General features: G+C 73.7%; 16 protein-coding genes. All 16 read left to right on the top strand.

Going from position 1 to position 17,732, the window contains the following annotated elements; all coding sequences use genetic code 11:
• Positions 1–246 precede the first annotated feature (246 nt).
• The 16 genes from pyrG (at position 247) to der (ending at position 17,701) form a co-directional block, all read left to right on the top strand.
• On the top strand, positions 247–1,914 hold the full coding sequence (gene pyrG, locus J5Y05_RS26095; RefSeq protein WP_210875519.1) for a CTP synthase: 1,668 nt from the start codon (positions 247–249) through the stop codon (positions 1,912–1,914).
• An 82-nt stretch (positions 1,915–1,996) separates the two neighbouring features.
• Positions 1,997–2,623 carry an NUDIX domain-containing protein gene (locus J5Y05_RS26090; RefSeq protein ID WP_210875518.1) on the top strand — a complete coding sequence of 209 codons (627 nt, stop codon included), beginning with the start codon at positions 1,997–1,999 and terminating at the stop codon, positions 2,621–2,623.
• A gap of 190 nt (positions 2,624–2,813) precedes the next feature.
• Positions 2,814–4,841: a tetratricopeptide repeat protein gene (locus J5Y05_RS26085; RefSeq protein ID WP_210875517.1), complete on the top strand. Its 2,028-nt coding sequence runs from the start codon at positions 2,814–2,816 to the stop codon at positions 4,839–4,841.
• Between the two features lie 141 nt (positions 4,842–4,982).
• Positions 4,983–6,095, top strand: a complete 1,113-nt coding sequence (gene ald / locus J5Y05_RS26080; RefSeq protein WP_210875516.1) for an alanine dehydrogenase — start codon at positions 4,983–4,985, stop codon at positions 6,093–6,095.
• Between the two features lie 424 nt (positions 6,096–6,519).
• Positions 6,520–7,647, top strand: a complete 1,128-nt coding sequence (locus tag J5Y05_RS26075) for a ParA family protein (protein WP_210875515.1) — start codon at positions 6,520–6,522, stop codon at positions 7,645–7,647.
• A complete protein-coding gene (locus tag J5Y05_RS26070) occupies positions 7,632–8,198 on the top strand; it encodes a hypothetical protein (protein ID WP_307854093.1) in 567 nt (188 codons plus the stop codon). The genes J5Y05_RS26075 and J5Y05_RS26070 overlap by 16 nt, the downstream gene beginning before the upstream one ends.
• An 18-nt stretch (positions 8,199–8,216) precedes the next feature.
• The gene (locus J5Y05_RS26065; RefSeq protein ID WP_210875514.1) at positions 8,217–9,296 is read left to right on the top strand and encodes a segregation and condensation protein A; all 1,080 of its coding nucleotides are present in this window, start codon (positions 8,217–8,219) and stop codon (positions 9,294–9,296) included.
• Positions 9,297–9,410: 114 nt separating this feature from the next.
• Positions 9,411–10,187: an SMC-Scp complex subunit ScpB gene (gene scpB, locus J5Y05_RS26060; protein WP_210875513.1), complete on the top strand. Its 777-nt coding sequence runs from the start codon at positions 9,411–9,413 to the stop codon at positions 10,185–10,187.
• Positions 10,187–11,242: a pseudouridine synthase gene (locus J5Y05_RS26055; RefSeq protein ID WP_210875512.1), complete on the top strand. Its 1,056-nt coding sequence runs from the start codon at positions 10,187–10,189 to the stop codon at positions 11,240–11,242. The genes scpB and J5Y05_RS26055 overlap by 1 nt, the downstream gene beginning before the upstream one ends.
• A 63-nt stretch (positions 11,243–11,305) precedes the next feature.
• Positions 11,306–12,025 carry an NUDIX hydrolase gene (locus J5Y05_RS26050; protein WP_210875549.1) on the top strand — a complete coding sequence of 240 codons (720 nt, stop codon included), beginning with the start codon at positions 11,306–11,308 and terminating at the stop codon, positions 12,023–12,025.
• The gene (locus J5Y05_RS26045; protein ID WP_210875511.1) at positions 12,022–13,056 is read left to right on the top strand and encodes an ADP-ribosylglycohydrolase family protein; all 1,035 of its coding nucleotides are present in this window, start codon (positions 12,022–12,024) and stop codon (positions 13,054–13,056) included. Before J5Y05_RS26050 ends, J5Y05_RS26045 begins: the two co-directional genes overlap by 4 nt.
• A gap of 133 nt (positions 13,057–13,189) precedes the next feature.
• The gene (gene aroH, locus J5Y05_RS26040) at positions 13,190–13,552 is read left to right on the top strand and encodes a chorismate mutase (RefSeq protein WP_210875510.1); all 363 of its coding nucleotides are present in this window, start codon (positions 13,190–13,192) and stop codon (positions 13,550–13,552) included.
• Positions 13,549–14,634 (top strand): prephenate dehydrogenase, encoded by a 1,086-nt coding sequence (locus J5Y05_RS26035; protein ID WP_210875509.1) that lies wholly within the window; start codon positions 13,549–13,551, stop codon positions 14,632–14,634. The genes aroH and J5Y05_RS26035 overlap by 4 nt, the downstream gene beginning before the upstream one ends.
• Before the next feature lie 170 nt (positions 14,635–14,804).
• Positions 14,805–15,500, top strand: coding sequence for a (d)CMP kinase (gene cmk / locus J5Y05_RS26030; protein WP_210875508.1), 696 nt, complete (start codon positions 14,805–14,807; stop codon positions 15,498–15,500).
• Between the two features lie 62 nt (positions 15,501–15,562).
• On the top strand, positions 15,563–16,165 hold the full coding sequence (locus tag J5Y05_RS26025; protein ID WP_247615361.1) for a lysophospholipid acyltransferase family protein: 603 nt from the start codon (positions 15,563–15,565) through the stop codon (positions 16,163–16,165).
• A 57-nt stretch (positions 16,166–16,222) separates the two neighbouring features.
• Complete coding sequence (gene der / locus J5Y05_RS26020; RefSeq protein WP_210875506.1) at positions 16,223–17,701, top strand: ribosome biogenesis GTPase Der; 1,479 nt, start codon at positions 16,223–16,225, stop codon at positions 17,699–17,701.
• Positions 17,702–17,732: the final 31 nt, after the last annotated feature.

Raw genomic sequence — 17,732 nt, 5'->3', positions numbered from 1 at the left:
ACCGAACGAGTGATCGGCGGTTGGACGCCCCAGAGCCCGCGCGGGTCCGTGGCGGCGCGTGCGCGGAGCGTACGCGGAGTGAGCCCGGGAGCCGGGCCCTCCGGGCGCTGATACGCTGGTAGCCCGTGGACCGGTGGGAGACAAACCCCGGAACCGCAGCGACGGCGCCGACGGCGTCACCCGGACGACCGGGCAGGACGTCCACAGCGCACCTCAGACCGCGACCACGGGAGCCCCCTCTTGGCCATGCCGCCCTCTGTTTTCCGGAACAGCACCGCCACGACGACCAAGCACATCTTCGTCACCGGGGGTGTCGCCTCCTCCCTCGGCAAGGGGCTCACGGCCTCCAGCCTGGGCATGCTGCTCAAGGCCCGGGGCCTGCGTGTCGTGATGCAGAAGCTCGACCCGTACCTCAACGTGGACCCGGGCACGATGAACCCCTTCCAGCACGGTGAGGTGTTCGTCACCAACGACGGCGCCGAGACCGACCTGGACATCGGCCACTATGAGCGCTTCCTCGACCGCGACCTCGACGGCTCCGCCAACGTCACCACCGGCCAGGTCTACTCGACCGTGATCGCCAAGGAGCGGCGCGGCGAGTACCTGGGCGACACGGTCCAGGTCATCCCGCACATCACCAACGAGATCAAGCACCGCATCCGCCGCATGGCGACGGACGAGGTGGACGTCGTGATCACCGAGGTCGGCGGCACCGTCGGCGACATCGAGTCGCTGCCCTTCCTGGAGACCGTCCGCCAGGTCCGCCACGAGGTCGGCCGCGACAACGTCTTCGTGGTCCACATCTCCCTGCTGCCCTACATCGGCCCCTCGGGCGAGCTGAAGACCAAGCCCACCCAGCACTCGGTGGCCGCGCTGCGCAACATCGGCATCCAGCCGGACGCGATCGTGCTGCGCTGCGACCGCGAGGTGCCGACCGCGATCAAGCGCAAGATCTCCCTGATGTGCGACGTCGACGAGGACGCGGTCGTGGCCTGCCCCGACGCCCGGTCGATCTACGACATCCCCAAGGTCATCCACACCGAGGGCCTCGACGCCTACGTGGTGCGCAAGCTGGACCTGCCCTTCCGCGACGTGGACTGGCGGACCTGGGACGACCTGCTCGACCGCGTCCACAACCCCGACCACGAGATCACCCTCGCCCTGGTCGGCAAGTACATCGACCTGCCCGACGCCTACCTGTCGGTCACCGAGGCGCTGCGCGCCGGGGGCTTCGCCAACCGGGCCCGCGTGAAGATCAAGTGGGTCACCTCCGACGACTGCAAGACCCCGGCCGGCGCCGAGGCCCAGCTCGGCGACGTCGACGCGGTCTGCATCCCGGGCGGCTTCGGCGACCGCGGCGTGCTCGGCAAGGTGGGCGCGATCCGCTACGCCCGCGAGAACGGGGTCCCGCTGCTCGGCCTCTGCCTGGGCCTGCAGTGCATCGTGGTCGAGGCCGCGCGCAACCTGGCCGGCATCCAGGACGCCAACTCCACCGAGTTCGACCCGGCCACCGCCCACCCGGTCGTCTCCACCATGGCCGAGCAACTGGACATCGTGGCCGGTGAGGGCGACCTGGGCGGCACGATGCGGCTCGGCATGTATCCGGCCAAGCTGGCCGAGGGGTCGATCGTGCGCGAGGTCCACGACGGCAAGGAGTACGTCGAGGAGCGCCACCGCCACCGCTACGAGGTGAACAACGCCTACCGCGCGGAGCTGGAGAAGAAGGCGGGCATCGTCTTCTCGGGCACCTCCCCGGACGGCAAGCTCGTCGAGTACGTCGAGTACCCCCGCGACGTCCACCCCTACCTCGTCGCCACGCAGGCCCACCCGGAGCTGCGCTCGCGCCCGACCCGCCCCCACCCGCTCTTCGCCGGGCTGGTCAAGGCCGCCGTCGAGCGGAAGACGGCCAAGTAGCACGACGGTTGTACGGTGGCCGGGGCGCGCGTCCGCGAGGCGCGCGGCCCGGCCTCTTCGCGTACCGCTGGAAGGACAGGGCATGACCATCGAGGACACCCCCGAGGAGTGGGAGATCCGGGCGACGACGACCCCCTTCCGGGGCGCCAAGACCTCCGTGCGCACGGACCGGGTGGTCATGCCCGACGGCTCCGAGGCCACCCGCGACTACCAGGTGCACCCCGGCTCGGTCGCCGTGCTCGCCCTCGACGAGGAGGGCCGGGTGCTGGTCGTGCGGCAGTACCGGCACCCCGTGCGCGAGCGGCTGTGGGAGATCCCGGCCGGCCTGCTCGACGTCCCGGGCGAGAACCCGCTGCACGCCGCCCGGCGCGAGCTGTACGAGGAGGCGCACGTCGAGGCCGGGGACTGGCGGGTCCTCACCGACGTGTACACCACCCCCGGCGGCTGCGACGAGGCCGTGCGGATCTTCCTCGCCCGCGATCTGAGCGAGGCCGAGGGCGAGCGGTTCGCGGTCGAGCACGAGGAGGCCGACATGGAGGTGGCCCGGGTGCCGGTCGCGGAGCTGGTCCGGGGCGTCCTCGCGGGCGACCTGCACAACAACTGCCTCGTCGTGGGCGTGCTCGCACTGGTCGCCGCCGAACGCGGCGAGGGGCTGGACGCGCTGCGCCCGGCGCTCGCGCCCTGGCCGGCCCGTCCCTTCGTGGCCTGAACCCGACGGTCCGCCGGACGGTCGCCGCCGGCGCGTTCCTCACGCCCTGCGGTGTGACCATATGTTGATCCGATCGAGGGATGTGGCCGCCGCGCTCCGCCCGGGAGGTAGCGGAGCGTGAACTAGGCTCGGGAAACGCCCGAACCGGAGTTCCGGCGGGCGCCGGCGTGCGGTGGGATCGGGAGTGCCCGTGACGGATCAGGCGGTGGACACGGACGGCGTGCGGCTGGCGGACGACACGCTGGACAAGCGTCGATTCCTCGGCCGGGTCAGGGAGTTGAAAGAGCTGCGCGCCGACATCGAGCGCGCCGGACTCGACACCCTCTCCGGCCGCAAGGCCCCCCGCGCGCGCGTGCTGCTCATCGCGGGCCGGCCCGGCTCGGGCCGCTCCGCGCTCGCCGACGAACTCGTCGCCCGGGTCGCCGACCGCTACCCCGACGGCGTGCTGCGCGCCCGGCTCGGCGAACCGGACGGCACCCGCGTCCCCGTGGCCCGGCTCGCCCGCGACCTCCTGACCGAACTGGACCTGGACGCCCCGCCCGGCGCCGACGAGGACGACCTCACCGAGGAACTGCGCACCGCCCTCGCCGGCCGCCGGGCCCTGCTCCTGCTCGACGACGCGGCCGACGCCGAGCAGGTGGACGCCCTCCTGCCGGACACCCCCGAGTGCCTGGTCGTCGCCGTCGCCGAGGGACCGCTGACCGGCATCGCCGACGTCCGCCCCTGCACCCTCGGGGGACTGGACACCACGTCGGCGGTGGAACTGCTCTCCCGGCACACCGGCTCGGTCCGCGTCACCGTCGACCCCCGGGCCGCCGAGCACCTGGTCGAGATCTGCCAGGCCCAGCCCGCCGCGCTGACCCTGGCCGGCGGCTGGCTCGCCACCCGTCCCCAGGCCGCCGTCGCCGACCTCGCCAAGCAGCTTCACGCCGAGGACGCCGGAGCGGGGCCCCTCGCCCGCGTCTTCCGCCTCGTCCACACCTCCCTGCCCGCCCCCGCCGCCCGGATGCTGCGCCTGCTCTCGCTGGCCCCCGCCGGGCTGGTCGACCCGCACACCGCCTCCGCTCTGGCCGGCTGCTCGGTCACCGTGGCCCGCACCACCCTGGACGACTTCGTCACCCTCGGCCTGCTGCGCGCGGCCGGCTCCCCGCTGCCCCAGTACGAGGTGCCCGGCTGCCTGCACCCCCTGCTGCGGGCCTGCGCCGAGGCCCACGAGCGGCCCGCCGAACTCCAGCTCGCCCGCGCCCGCATGCTGGAGCGGACGGTGCGGCTGCTCCAGTCCTGCCGGACCATCACCGAGACCGACAGCCCGCAGGCCCGCGAACGGCTCCTCGGCACGCCCCGCGCCCTGCGCTTTCCCGGACCGCGCGCCGCCGCCGACTGGCTGCGGGCCCGCCGGCCCGCCCTGCTGGCCGCCGCCCGCCTCGCCGTCGCCGACGGGGAGCTGGACACCCTCGCCCGCCGGCTGATGTCCCAGCTCGTACGCGCGATGGTCGCCCACTTCGGCACCCAGGCCGCCGCCCCCGACCTCTACGGCATCCACCGCCTCGTCCTCGACGTGGCCGAACGCCGCCACCTGCCCCGCGAGAAGGCGGCGGCCCTGCTCAACCTGGCCGACCTGGACGCCCGTACCGGCCGCACCGCCGAGGCCCTGGTGCGCTACCGGGCCGCGCTGGACGCCGGACGCGAGGCGGAGGACCCGTACGCGACCGCGCGGGCGATGGAGTCGGTGGGCGGCGCCCACCTGGAGCTGGGGGACTACGACCGGGCCGCCGACTGGTTCGGCCGGGCCCTCGCCCAGCGGCTGGCCCGCGACGAGGGCGCCGACGCCGCCCGTCTCTACGGCCGGACCGCCACCGCCCACACCTACGCCGGCCGTTACGGCGAGGCGCTGCGCAACTGGCGTGCGGCGATCGCCGGGCACCGCAGGGCGGGCGACGTCCCCGCGCACGCGCGGGCGCTGAGCGAACTGGCCCGGGTCCAGGAGTACGCGGGCCGCCCCGAGGAGTCCCTGAGTACCTGCCAGGAGGCCGTGGAGTGGGCCCGCCGGGCCGAGGACGTCCGGTTGCAGGCGGCGCTGCACCTCAGGCTCGCCGACACCCTCGACCGGCTCGGCGACCCCGCCGCGGCGGGGTTGCATCGCGCCACCGCCGAGCGAATGCTGAGGGAAGACGCATTGGATTCCTGCGAATCTATCGGAGATCCGACTAAAGATTGATGCTTTGAAAGGCTGGATCGTGGGAACGCCTTCATTAGACTGGTTCTGTCGCTTCCTTTTCGGCGGCGTTCCGGGCGTGCCCGTTCCTGAGCGGGTATGGCCTTGATCCTCCCATTCCCTGAGCCAAGGACCGTGATCCCCGTGAAGGTCGGCATCCCCCGCGAGGTCAAGAACAACGAGTTCCGGGTGGCCATCACCCCTGCCGGAGTCCACGAACTGGCACGCCGCGGTCACGAGGTCGTCGTCGAGCGCGAGGCGGGCGTCGGCTCCTCGATCCCGGACGCGGAGTACCTGGAGGCGGGCGCGCGGATAGTCGGCACCGCCGACGAGGTCTGGGCCGCCGACCTGGTGCTGAAGGTCAAGGAGCCCGTCTTCGAGGAGTACCGCCGACTCCGCGGGGACCAGACCCTCTTCACCTACCTCCACCTCGCCGCCTCCCGCGAGTGCACCGACGCGCTGCTGGCCGCCGGCACCACCGCCATCGCCTACGAGACGGTCGAACTGCCCGGCCGCACGCTGCCGCTGCTCGCCCCGATGTCCGAGGTCGCGGGCCGGCTCGCCCCGCAGGTCGGCGCCTACCAGCTCCTGCGCGCCAACGGCGGGCGCGGTGTGCTCCCCGGCGGCGTGCCCGGGGTGCTCGCCGGCCGCGCCGTGGTCATCGGCGCCGGGGTCTCCGGCTGGAACGCGGCGACGATCGCCATCGGCCTCGGCTTCCACGTGACCCTGCTGGACACCGACATCAACAAGCTCAGGGAGGCCGACCGGATCTTCGGCACGACCATCCAGACCGTCGTCTCCAACGCCTTCGAACTGGAGAAGGCGTGTCTGGAGGCCGACCTCGTGATCGGCGCCGTGCTCATCCCGGGCGCCAAGGCCCCCATGCTGGTCACCAACGAACTGGTGTCCCGTATGAAGCCCGGAAGTGTCCTTGTCGACATCGCCATCGACCAGGGCGGCTGCTTCGAGGACTCCCGCCCGACCACCCACGCCGAACCGACCTTCCGCGTCCACGAGTCGGTCTTCTACTGCGTCGCCAACATGCCCGGCGCGGTGCCGAACACCTCCACCTACGCGCTCACCAACGCCACGCTGCCGTACCTCGTGCAACTCGCCGACCTCGGCTGGGCCGAGGCGACGCGCCGCGACCCGGCGCTGGCCAAGGGCCTCAACGTCCACGCCGGCAAGGTGGTCCATCCGCAGGTCGCGCAGGCCCACGGCCTGGAGTGCGCCGACCCGGACACGCTCCGGGGCTGAGTCTCCGGGGTGGCGGGCGGCCCGCGCCGTGTCGCCAAGTCACCCGGTGACCAAGGCGATACGTCAACCCCGGTCGTCAACCCCGTTCACCCGGCCGGACCTTGTCGACAAGGTCCGGCCGGGTGTGTGTATGGTCACTTCGCGGCTCTCGGTCAACTCGCCTCGAAGGTCACCCTTCGCACCTTTCGCCTCCCGGTGAAACCTGCGGTGCGACGGCCGTACGCCCTTGACAGGGGGATGTTTCATTGCCGACACATCGGGCCGGGTCCGGCGGATTGTGTTGCTGCGGACGGCCGACACGCCATAGAGTCGCCAACCGTCGGCATGGTGCCACGCTGACCTGTCTAGAAGTTCCCTGGTCCCCAAGGAGGTAAGACGACTTGTGAATGAGTCGACATTTACTCCCGGGGGTGGTCAACCAGGAATGTCCGTACGGTCCCACGGCCCCGGGCGTCTGGAGGCTGTCGGCTCCGTCGCTGTACGCACCTTCGCAGCCCACCAGAGCCCGCAGGCACCTCAGACAGCACACCAGAGCATGGATGGCCAACACGTGAACGCCATGGCCGGCAACGGAAGTGGCACGCCCCGCAACCACTTCGCCGATTACGACGAACTGCCCGAAGGGCACTTCTACGACCCGGACGCGGAGTACGAGCCCGACCCCGAGTACGCGGCCACGCTGGCGCCCGACGCGGCCCGCCAGCGCCGCGAGCGCATCGGCCCGACCGGACGTCCGCTGCCCTACTTCCCGATCCCGGGCCCGCTGACCGACCACGGCCCGGCGAAGATCATCGCGATGTGCAACCAGAAGGGCGGCGTCGGCAAGACCACGTCGACCATCAACCTGGGCGCCGCGCTGGCCGAGTACGGCCGCCGGGTGCTGCTCGTCGACTTCGACCCGCAGGGCGCCCTGTCGGTCGGCCTCGGCGTCAACCCCATGGAACTCGACCTCACCGTCTACAACCTGCTCATGGAGCGGGGCATGGCGGCCGACGAGGTGCTGCTGAAGACCGCGGTCCCCAACATGGACCTGCTGCCCAGCAACATCGACCTGTCGGCGGCCGAGGTGCAGCTCGTCAGCGAGGTCGCCCGCGAGTCCACGCTCCAGCGCGCGCTGAAGCCGCTGCTGGACGACTACGACTACATCGTCATCGACTGCCAGCCCTCGCTGGGCCTGCTCACGGTCAACGCGCTGACCGCCGCGCACAAGGTGATCGTGCCGCTGGAGTGCGAGTTCTTCGCGCTGCGCGGCGTGGCCCTGCTCACCGAGACCATCGAGAAGGTCCAGGAGCGGCTCAACCCGGACCTGGAACTCGACGGCATCCTCGCCACCATGTACGACTCGCGCACCGTGCACAGCCGCGAGGTGCTCGCGCGGGTCGTCGAGGCGTTCGACGACCACGTCTACCACACGGTCATCGGCCGCACGGTCCGCTTCCCGGAGACCACGGTCGCCGGTGAGCCGATCACCACGTACGCGTCCAACTCCGTCGGTGCCGCCGCCTACCGCCAGCTCGCCAGGGAGGTGCTCGCCCGGTGTCACGCCGAGTGAGTCTGCCCGGGGCCGACGAACTCTTCCGCACGACAGGGGGAACGGCGCTCCAGGCGTCCACCCCGCGACGGCCGGCCGGCGGCGACGCCCGGGTGCCGGCGCCGGCCGGGGAGAGCGACCCGACGGCCGCCGACGACGCGCCCCAGTCGGTGCCCGCCCAGGCCGGGGACGGCGAGGGCACGGAACACGCCGCGGCCGACGCGGAACCGGACGCCACCGGCGAGTCGCGCAGCCGCACCGGCGAGCGCCCCGCCCGGCGGTCGGTCCCCGGACCGGCGATGCAGGAAGGTTCGCCCGCCGCGCCCCGCAAGCGCAGCCGCCCCGCCGCCCGCCGGCCGAGCGGCCGGGAACGCCACGACGAGAAGATCACCGTCTACGTCTCCGCCGAGGAGCTGATGGACCTGGAGCACGCCCGCCTGGTGCTCCGGGGCGAACACGGGCTGGCCGTCGACCGCGGCCGGATCGTCCGCGAGGCGGTCGCCGTGGTCCTCGCCGACCTGGAGACCCGCGGGGACGCCAGCATCCTCGTACGCCGGCTGCGCGGGCGGTAGCGGTAGCCTGCGGAGGCCATGACCTCGAACGACGCTCACCGCCCCGGGGCCCCGGCCCGCCGCCGACGCGCCCTGGGCGGGGGCCCGGGGAGCGCGCCGCCGCCCGTCCCTCCGGGGGCGGAACCGGGGGCTGGGCCGGGGCCGGCCGGCGCGCTTGAGGTTCCCGAGACGGCCGAGCCTCCCGAACCTCCCGAGACGGCCGCGCCTCCCGGGACGGCGCCTGAGCTTCCCGGGGACGGCGACGGGGGCTTCACCGTCAGGCTGGACAACTTCGAGGGCCCCTTCGACCTGCTGCTCCAGCTCATCGCCCGGCACAAGATGGACGTCACCGAGGTCGCCCTGTCGAAGGTGACCGACGAGTTCATGGCGTACTTCCGGGCGATGGGGCCGGACTGGGACCTCGACGAGACGACCGAGTTCCTGGTCGTCGCGGCCACCCTGCTCGATCTGAAGGCGGCCCGGCTGCTGCCCGCCGCCGAGGTCGAGGACGAGGCCGACCTCGCGCTGCTGGAGGCCCGCGACCTGCTCTTCGCGCGGCTGCTCCAGTACCGCGCCTACAAGCGGATCGCGGAGATCTTCAGCGAGCGCCTGGAGGCCGAGTCCCGCCGCCACCCCCGTACCGTCGGGCTGGAGCCGCACCACGCCGAGCTGCTGCCTGAGGTGGTCATCAGCCTCGGGGCGGAGGGCTTCGCCCGGCTCGCGGTCCGGGCGATGCGGCCGAGGCCCGAGCCGCAGGTCTACGTCGACCACATCCACACGCCGCTGGTGAGCGTGCGGGAGCAGGCCGGGATCGTGGTCGCGCGGCTGCGGGAGCTGGGCGAGGCGGGCTTCCAGGCGCTGGTGGCGGACGCGGGGGACACCCTGACCGTCGTGGCGCGCTTCCTGGCGCTGCTGGAGCTGTACCGGGAGAAGGCGGTCGAGCTGGAGCAGGAGACCGCCCTCGGCGAGCTGCGGGTGCGCTGGACCGGCGGCGCCGGGGAGGCCGGACCGGCGGTGACCGACGAGTTCGACCGGCCGCCGGGGGAGCGGGACGGCGCCGGGGGGCGCGGCGAGGGCAGGGAGCAGGCGCGGGAGCCGCGGCCGGTCCGGGGCCGGTAGCGCCGACGGACGGCAGGCGGACGGTAGCCAGGCGACAGACAAACAGACAGACGGCAGACAAGACGGCAGACAGATGGCAGGGAGCCACGGGTAGGCCACGGGAGAGGAGACGACATGGCGCAGGCGACGGGCAGGGCGGCAGCGGCCGGGGCGGCGGACGCGGCGGACGCGGCCGGGGGGCCGGAACGACGGCACACGGCCGTTCCGGGCACGGCCGATCCGGCCGCACACGGCCCCGGCGACGCCGACGCCGTCGCCGCGCTGGACCTCGGGCCCGCCCTCGAAGCCGTCCTCATGGTCGTCGACGAACCCGCCACCGAGGAGCACCTCGCCAAGGTCCTGCGCCGGCCCCGGCGGGAGATCGCCCGCGCCCTGCGCGAACTGGCCGCCGAGTACACCGCCCAGGGCCGCGGTTTCGAGCTGCGGGCCGTCGCCGGCGGCTGGCGCTACTCCACCCGGCCCGCCTACGCCGCGGCCGTCGAGGGCTTCGCCCTGGACGGCCGGCACGCCCGCCTCACCCAGGCCGCGCTGGAGAGCCTCGCCGTGGTCGCGTACCGCCAGCCGGTCAGCCGCGCCCGGGTCTCCGCGGTGCGCGGCGTGAACTGCGACGGCGTGATGCGCACCCTCCTCCAGCGGGGCCTGGTGGCCGAGGCGGGCACGGAACCCGAAACAGGTGCGATCCTGTACGTGACGACGAACCACTTCCTGGAGCGGATGGGCCTGCGCGGCCTGGACGAACTTCCGGACCTCGCGCCCTTCCTCCCGGAGGCGGACGCGATCGAGGCCGAGACCCAGGAGGGCGTTCCGTCGTTCGACCCGGACGCGCCCGACGCGGACGACGCTCCCACGGCGAGCACGACCCATACGAACACGACGACGACGGAACTTTGATGCGAAGCAGCGGCAAGAGCGGCGGGCGCGGGAACTACCGCGGCGCCGGCAACAGCAGGGACCAGAAGCAGGGGCAGGGCCGCCCCGGCAAGCCCCGCCCGGAGGAGCGCCGCTACGAGGACGGCCCCGGCGCCTCCCCCGAGGGCTCCCGGTCCGGGCGCGGCCCCACGGCCCGCGGCGGCGCCAAGGGCGGCCCGCGCAAGCCCCAGGAGCGCGGGCGCTCGGCCCCGGCCCGTTCCCGCGAGTACGAGACCCGGGCCGAGGAGCGCAACCGCGAGCGGTACGCCGGGAAGAAGGAGGTCAAGCTCCCCAAGACCTTCCCGGGCGCCGAGCAGGAGGGCGAGCGGCTGCAGAAGGTGCTGGCCCGCGCGGGGTACGGATCGCGGCGGGCCTGCGAGGAGCTGATCGAGCAGGCCCGGGTCGAGGTCAACGGCGAGATCGTGCTCGAACAGGGCCGGCGGGTCGACCCGGAGAAGGACGAGGTCAAGGTCGACGGCCTGACCGTGGCGACCCAGTCGTACCAGTTCTTCTCGCTCAACAAGCCCGCCGGGGTGGTCTCCACCATGGAGGACCCGGACGGTCGCCAGTGCCTCGGCGACTACGTCACCAACCGGGAGACCCGCCTCTTCCACGTCGGCCGGCTCGACACCGAGACCGAGGGCGTCATCCTGCTCACCAACCACGGTGAGCTGGCCCACCGGCTGACCCACCCGCGCTACGGGGTGCAGAAGACCTACCTCGCCCACATCGTCGGCCCGATCCCGCGCGACCTGGGCAAGCGACTCAAGGACGGCATCCAGCTCGACGACGGGTACGCGCGCGCGGACCACTTCCGGGTGGTCGAGCAGACCGGGCGGAACTACTTGGTCGAGGTGACCCTGCACGAGGGCCGCAAGCACATCGTGCGGCGCATGCTCGCCGAGGCGGGCTTCCCCGTCGACGGCCTGGTGCGCACCGCCTTCGGCCCGATCACCCTGGGCGACCAGAAGTCCGGCTGGCTGCGCCGGCTCTCCAACACGGAGGTCGGGATGCTCATGCGGGAGGTCGAGCTGTAGGGGCTTGCCCCGACCGGCCGCCCCCTTTTATAGTCGTACTGACTATTAAGGGGGTGGCCGGTCCTGCGCGGCTACGACAAGCACGCCTACGAGCCCTTCGCCGTCACCGTCGACCTCGCCGTCCTCACGCTCCGCGCGGGCGCGCTGCACGTGCTACTGGTCGAGCGGGGGCAGGAGCCGTACGCCGGCCGCTGGGCACTGCCCGGCGGCTTCCTGCTGCCCGAGGAGTCCGCCGAGGAGGCGGCCCGGCGCGAACTGGGCGAGGAGACCGGCCTGGCGGACGTGAGCGGGCTCCACCTGGAGCAGGTGCGCGCCTACAGCGAACCCGGCCGCGACCCCCGGATGCGGGTCGTCTCCGTCGCCTTCGCCGCCCTGCTGCCCGACCCGCCCGAGCCGCGCCCCGGCACCGACGCGGCCGAGGCCCGCTGGACGCCGTACGAGCGGGCCACCGGTCTCGCCTTCGACCACGACCGCATCCTGGCCAACGCCCGCGCCCGCGTCGGCGCCAGGCTGGAGTCCACCTGCCTGGCCACCGCCTTCTGCCCGCCCGAGTTCACCCTCGGCGAGCTGCAACAGGTCTACGAGAGCGTCTGGGGCACCCCGCTGGACCGGCCCAACTTCCGCCGCAAGGTCCTCGCCACCCCCGGCTTCGTCGAACCGGTCCCCGGCGGCGCCCGCCTCACCGGCGGACGCGGCAAACCGGCCGCCCTCTACCGGGCGGGCCCCGCCACCGCCCTCCACCCGCCGCTGCCGCGCACCCCCAGGGAAGGACACCCCGCGTGACCAGGACCGCCGCAGGACGAGCAGCCGCCAAACGCGCCGCCACCGGAGCGCTCACCGGACTCGCCCTCGGGGACGCGCTCGGCTTCCCCACCGAGTTCCAGGACGTCCCCTCGATCCTCGCCGGGCACGGCCCCTGGCGGGAGAGGGAGCTGCCCCGGCCCGCCGTCGTCAGCGACGACACCCAGATGACCCTCGCCCTCGGCCGCGGCCTGCGCACGGCGATGGACCGGGGCCCGCTCGGCCCCCGGCGGCTGGAACGGCCGGTCCGCGAGGAGTTCACCGCCTGGTACCGGTCGCCCGAGAACAACCGGGCCCCCGGCCACACCTGCCTGCGCGCCTGCCACCTGCTGGAGAGCCCGGACCGCCCCTGGCAGGACGCCTCCCAGATCCACTCCAAGGGGTGCGGCGCCAACATGCGCGTCGCCCCGCTCGGCCTCGCCCCCGGACTCGGCGACGAACAGCGCTCGGGCGCCGCCCAGTTGCAGTCCGCCCTCACCCACGGCCACCCCACCGCGCTGGCCGCCTCCGACCTCACCGCGCACGCCGTCCACCTGCTCGCCGAGGGCGCCGAGCCCACCGCACTGATCGCCCTGCTGCGCTCCCACGCCCTGGAGAACCGCACCCGCTACCACGAGCGCTGGCTCGGCGACCTGTGGACCCGCTCCCAGGACCCCGGCCCCGGGCACTTCATCGCCCGCGGCTGGGACGAGTGCCTGGCGATGCTCGACCGGCTCGGGACGGCGGTGCGCACCGTCTCGCCCGAGACCGACCCCTGTCTCGCCGTCGGCGAGGGCTGGATCGCCGAGGAGGCGCTGGCCGCCGGACTCCTCTGCTTCCTGCTCTTCCCCGACGAGCCGCTGACCGCCTTGCGCCGCGCCGCCTGCACCGCCGGGGACTCCGACTCCATCGCCTGCCTCGCCGGCGCCTTCGCGGGCGCCCACCTCGGCGCCGACGCCTGGCCCGACGCCTGGTCCGGGCGGATCGAGTACCGCGGGGAACTGCTCGCCCTCGGACACCTCTGGGACGCCTGAACCCGCCCGCGCCGGGGGCGGGCGGCGGGCCCGGCCTCCCGTCTCAGCGACCGGTCGCCGCACACCGGCCCACCCCGCGCTGGCTAGGCTGGACGGACAGCAGCCGATACGCACGTCAGCAAGGAGCATCGCCGTGGCGGTACGAGCGGTCCGGGGCGCCGTCCAACTCGAACGGGACGACGCAGACCACATGGACGAGCAGGTCACGGCCCTGCTCACCGCAGTCCTGGAACGCAACGGGCTCACCGCCGACGACCTGATCAGCATCTGGTTCACGGCCACCCCCGACCTGCACAGCGACTTCCCGGCCGCCGCCGCCCGGGGGCTCGGCATCGTCGACGTCCCGCTGATCTGCGCCCAGGAACTCGACATCGAGGGCGCCATGCCCCGCGTCGTCCGGCTCCTCGCCCACATCGAGTCCGACCGGCCCCGCGCCGAGATCGCCCACGTCTACCTCGGCGCCGCCGCGGCCCTGCGCAAGGACATCGCCCAGTGAGAAGCGCCCTCGTCATCGGCACCGGCCTGATCGGCACCTCCGTCGCCCTCGCCCTGACCCGGCGCGGCGTCACCGTCCACCTCGCCGACCGGGACCCCGAGCAGGCCCGTACCGCCGCCGCGCTCGGCGCCGGCACCGAGGAGGCCCCGGACGGCCCCGTCGACCTCGCCGTCGTCGCCGCCCCGCCCGCCCTCGTCGCCGACGTGCTCGCGGACGCCCTGCGCCGCGGCGCCGCCCGCGCCTACATCGACGTGGCCAGCGTCAAGGGCGGCCCCCGGCGCGAACTGGAGGCCCGCGGCCTCGACCTGGCCGCCTACATCGGCACCCACCCCATGTCCGGCGGGGAGAAGTCCGGCCCGCTGGCCGCCACCGCCGACCTCTTCGAGGGGCGCCCCTGGGTGCTCACCCCCACCCGGGAGACCGACACCGAGGTGCTGAACCTCGCCCTGGAACTGGTCTCGTACTGCCGGGCCGTGCCGGTCGTCATGGACGCCGACGCCCACGACCGCGCCGTCGCCCTCGTCTCCCACATGCCCCACCTGGTCTCCAGCATGGTCGCCGCCCGCCTGGAGCACGCCGACGAGACCGCCGTACGGCTGTGCGGCCCGGGAATCCGGGACGTGACCCGGATCGCCGCCTCCGACCCCCGGATGTGGATCGACATCCTCTCCGCCAACCCGGGGCCCGTCGCCGACCTGCTCGGGGACGTCGCCGCCGACCTGGAGGAGACGGTGCGGGCCCTGCGCGCCCTCCAGTCCGCCGACGACGACAAGCGCCGCGAGGGCGGCGCCGGGATCGAGGCCGTCCTGCGGCGCGGCAACGCCGGGCAGGTCCGGGTGCCGGGCAAGCACGGCTCGGCCCCGCGGGCCTACGAGACCGTGGTCGTCCTCATCGACGACCAGCCCGGCCAGCTCGCGCGCATCTTCGCCGACGCCGGACGGGCCGGGGTCAACATCGAGGACGTACGCATCGAGCACGCCACCGGGCAGCAGGCCGGACTGGTGCAGCTCATGGTCGAGCCGAAGGCCGCCGCCGTGCTGACGGCCGCGCTGAGCGAACGGGGCTGGGCCATCCGGCAGTGACCGCGCCCGCCCGGGACCGCCCGCGCCGGTCCCGGGCGGGCGGCTTCGGGCCCGCTCCCGGTGCCGCCCCGGGCCGGTCCTGGGGCCCGCGCGGAGCAAGTAACCTTGTGCGGGGCGCACCGATCGCCCCGCACCCCACCCACCGCACCGCACCAGGAAGGTGTCTCCTCGTGGAAAACGGCGCCGCCCCGACCGAGCCGGCCGTGATTGTCGCCATCGACGGCCCCTCCGGCACGGGGAAGTCGAGCACGTCGAAGGCCGTCGCGGCGCAGCTCGGCCTGAGCTACCTGGACACCGGCGCCCAGTACCGGGCCATCACCTGGTGGATGGTGACCAACGGCATCGACACCGACGACCCGCACGCCGTCGCCGCCGCGGCCGGCAAGCCCGAGATCCTCTCCGGCACCGACCCGGCTGGCCCGGCCATCACCGTCGACGGCGTCGACGTGGCCGGCCCGATCCGCACCCAGGAGGTCACCGCCAGGGTCAGCGCGGTCAGCGCCGTCCCCGAGGTGCGCACCCGCATCACCGAGCTGCAGCGCACCATCGCCGCCGGCGCCCCGCGCGGCATCGTCGTCGAGGGCCGCGACATCGGCACCACCGTGCTGCCCGACGCCGACCTCAAGATCTTCCTCACCGCCTCGGCGGAGGCCCGCGCCGCCCGCCGCAGCGGCGAGCTGAAGGGCGCCGACGTGCACGCCACCCGCGAGGCCCTGATCAAGCGGGACGCCGCCGACTCCAGCCGCAGGACCTCCCCGCTGGCCAAGGCGGGCGACGCCGTCGAGGTGGACACCACCGACCTCACCCTCGCGCAGGTCATCGAGTGCGTCGTCACCCTCGTCGAGGAGAAGCGGGCGGGGAAGTGACCGCCGCCACCGTCGCGTCCGAGAGGGGCGCCGAGGTCGGGCGCCGCATCGGCGTCGGCCTCATGTACGGCCTGTGGAGACCGCGGGTGCTCGGCGCCTGGCGGGTGCCCGCGAGCGGCCCGCTGATCTTCGCCGTGAACCACTCGCACAACATCGACGGCCCCATGGTCATGGGGGTCGCGCCCCGGCCGACGCACTTCCTCGTCAAGAAGGAGGCGTTCGTCGGCCCGCTCGGCTCGTTCCTGACCGGCATCGGCCAGGTGGAGGTGGACCGCCACTCCACCGACCGCACGGCGATAGCCCGCGCCCTGGGCGTCCTGGACGCCGGCGGGGTGCTCGGCATCTTCCCCGAGGGCACCCGGGGCGACGGCGACTTCGCCTCGCTGCGCGCCGGACTCGCCTACTTCGCCGTGCGCGGCGGCGCCCCGATCGTCCCGGTCGCCGTGCTGGGAAGTTCCGGGCGGGGCGGCCGGTTGATAAAGGGGCTGCCTCCCCTGCGCTCCCGGGTCGACGTCGTCTTCGGCGACCCCTTCGAGGCGGGCGACGGCAGCGGACGGCGGACCCGCAAAGCGCTGGACGAGGCGACCGAGCGCATCCAGAAGCAGCTCACCGCGCATCTGGACCACGCCGGACGGCTCACCGGCCGCACGGCGGCATCCGAGTAGTGGCGCACCCGGAACCGGGTGCCCACCGATCACCACGATGAACGAGGTACGGACTTCATGAACGACCACATCCACTCCGCGGGCTCGGGCGAGGAGCACGACCACGGGGCGCTTGGCGACGCCGAATACGAGGCGTTCATGGAGCTCGCCGCGGAAGAGGGCTTCGACGTCGAGGACGTCGAGGGCGCGATCGAGGCGGCCGGGCACGGCCCGCTGCCCGTCCTCGCCGTCGTCGGCCGCCCCAACGTCGGCAAGTCGACCCTGGTCAACCGGATCATCGGCCGCCGCGAGGCGGTCGTCGAGGACCGGCCCGGCGTCACCCGCGACCGCGTCACCTACGAGGCCGAGTGGGCCGGCCGCCGCTTCAAGGTCGTCGACACCGGCGGCTGGGAGCAGGACGTCCTCGGCATCGACGCCTCCGTGGCCGCACAGGCCGAGTACGCGATCGAGGCGGCCGACGCGGTCGTCTTCGTCGTCGACGCCAAGGTCGGCGCCACCGACACCGACGAGGCCGTCGTACGGCTGCTGCGCAAGGCCGGCAAGCCCGTCGTGCTCTGCGCCAACAAGGTCGACGGACCCAGCGGCGAGGCCGACGCGTCCTACCTGTGGTCGCTGGGCCTGGGCGAGCCGCACCCGGTCTCCGCCCTGCACGGCCGGGGCACCGGCGACATGCTGGACCAGGTCCTGGAGGCGCTGCCCGAGGCACCCCAGCAGACCTTCGGCACCTCCGTCGGCGGCCCGCGCCGCATCGCCCTGATCGGCCGGCCCAACGTCGGCAAGTCCTCGCTGCTGAACAAGGTGGCCGGCGAGGAGCGCGTGGTGGTCAACGAGCTGGCCGGCACCACCCGCGACCCGGTCGACGAGCGGATCGAGCTGGGCGGCAAGAGCTGGACCTTCGTCGACACCGCCGGCATCCGCAAGCGGGTCCACCTCCAGCAGGGCGCCGACTACTACGCCTCGCTGCGCACCGCCGCCGCCGTCGAGAAGGCCGAGGTCGCCGTCGTCCTCATCGACGCCGCCGACCCCATCTCGGTGCAGGACCAGCGGATCGTCACCATGGCCGTGGAGGCGGGCCGCGCGCTGGTCCTCGCGTACAACAAGTGGGACACCCTCGACGAGGAGCGCCGCTACTACCTGGAGCGGGAGATCGAGACCGAGCTGGGCCAGGTGACCTGGGCGCCGCGCGTCAACATCTCGGCGCAGACCGGGCGGCACATGGAGAAGCTGGTCCCGGCGATCGAGACCGCCCTCGCCGGCTGGGAGACCCGGGTGCCCACGGGGCGGCTCAACGCCTTCCTCGGCGAGCTGGTCGCCGCCCACCCGCACCCCGTGCGGGGCGGCAAGCAGCCGCGCATCCTGTTCGGCACGCAGGCGGGCACCCGGCCGCCGCGGTTCGTGTTCTTCGCCTCGGGCTTCATCGAGGCCGGCTACCGGCGGTTCATCGAGCGCCGGCTGCGCGAGGAGTTCGGCTTCGAGGGGACGCCGATCCACATCTCGGTGCGGGTGCGCGAGAAGCGCGGCGCGAAGAAGAAGTAGCCCGAGCGGCACGGCGGAGGGGCGGTCCCGG

The organism is Streptomyces tagetis, assembly GCF_018069565.1.
Lineage (GTDB): Bacteria > Actinomycetota > Actinomycetes > Streptomycetales > Streptomycetaceae > Streptomyces > Streptomyces tagetis.
The sequence above is the reverse complement of the archived record's forward strand: the minus strand, read 5'-3'. Positions and strand labels throughout refer to the sequence as shown.

What these genes read in the sequence shown, in the direction of transcription:
- pyrG (WP_210875519.1), top strand. Translation starts at nt 247, where the DNA reads ATGCCGCCCTCTGTTTTCCGGAACAGCACCGCCACGACGACCAAGCAC.
- J5Y05_RS26090 (WP_210875518.1), top strand. Translation starts at nt 1,997, where the DNA reads ATGACCATCGAGGACACCCCCGAGGAGTGGGAGATCCGGGCGACGACG.
- J5Y05_RS26075 (WP_210875515.1), top strand. Translation starts at nt 6,520, where the DNA reads ATGTCCGTACGGTCCCACGGCCCCGGGCGTCTGGAGGCTGTCGGCTCC.
- J5Y05_RS26065 (WP_210875514.1), top strand. Translation starts at nt 8,217, where the DNA reads ATGACCTCGAACGACGCTCACCGCCCCGGGGCCCCGGCCCGCCGCCGA.
- scpB (WP_210875513.1), top strand. Translation starts at nt 9,411, where the DNA reads ATGGCGCAGGCGACGGGCAGGGCGGCAGCGGCCGGGGCGGCGGACGCG.
- J5Y05_RS26055 (WP_210875512.1), top strand. Translation starts at nt 10,187, where the DNA reads ATGCGAAGCAGCGGCAAGAGCGGCGGGCGCGGGAACTACCGCGGCGCC.
- J5Y05_RS26025 (WP_247615361.1), top strand. Translation starts at nt 15,563, where the DNA reads ATGTACGGCCTGTGGAGACCGCGGGTGCTCGGCGCCTGGCGGGTGCCC.
- der (WP_210875506.1), top strand. Translation starts at nt 16,223, where the DNA reads ATGAACGACCACATCCACTCCGCGGGCTCGGGCGAGGAGCACGACCAC.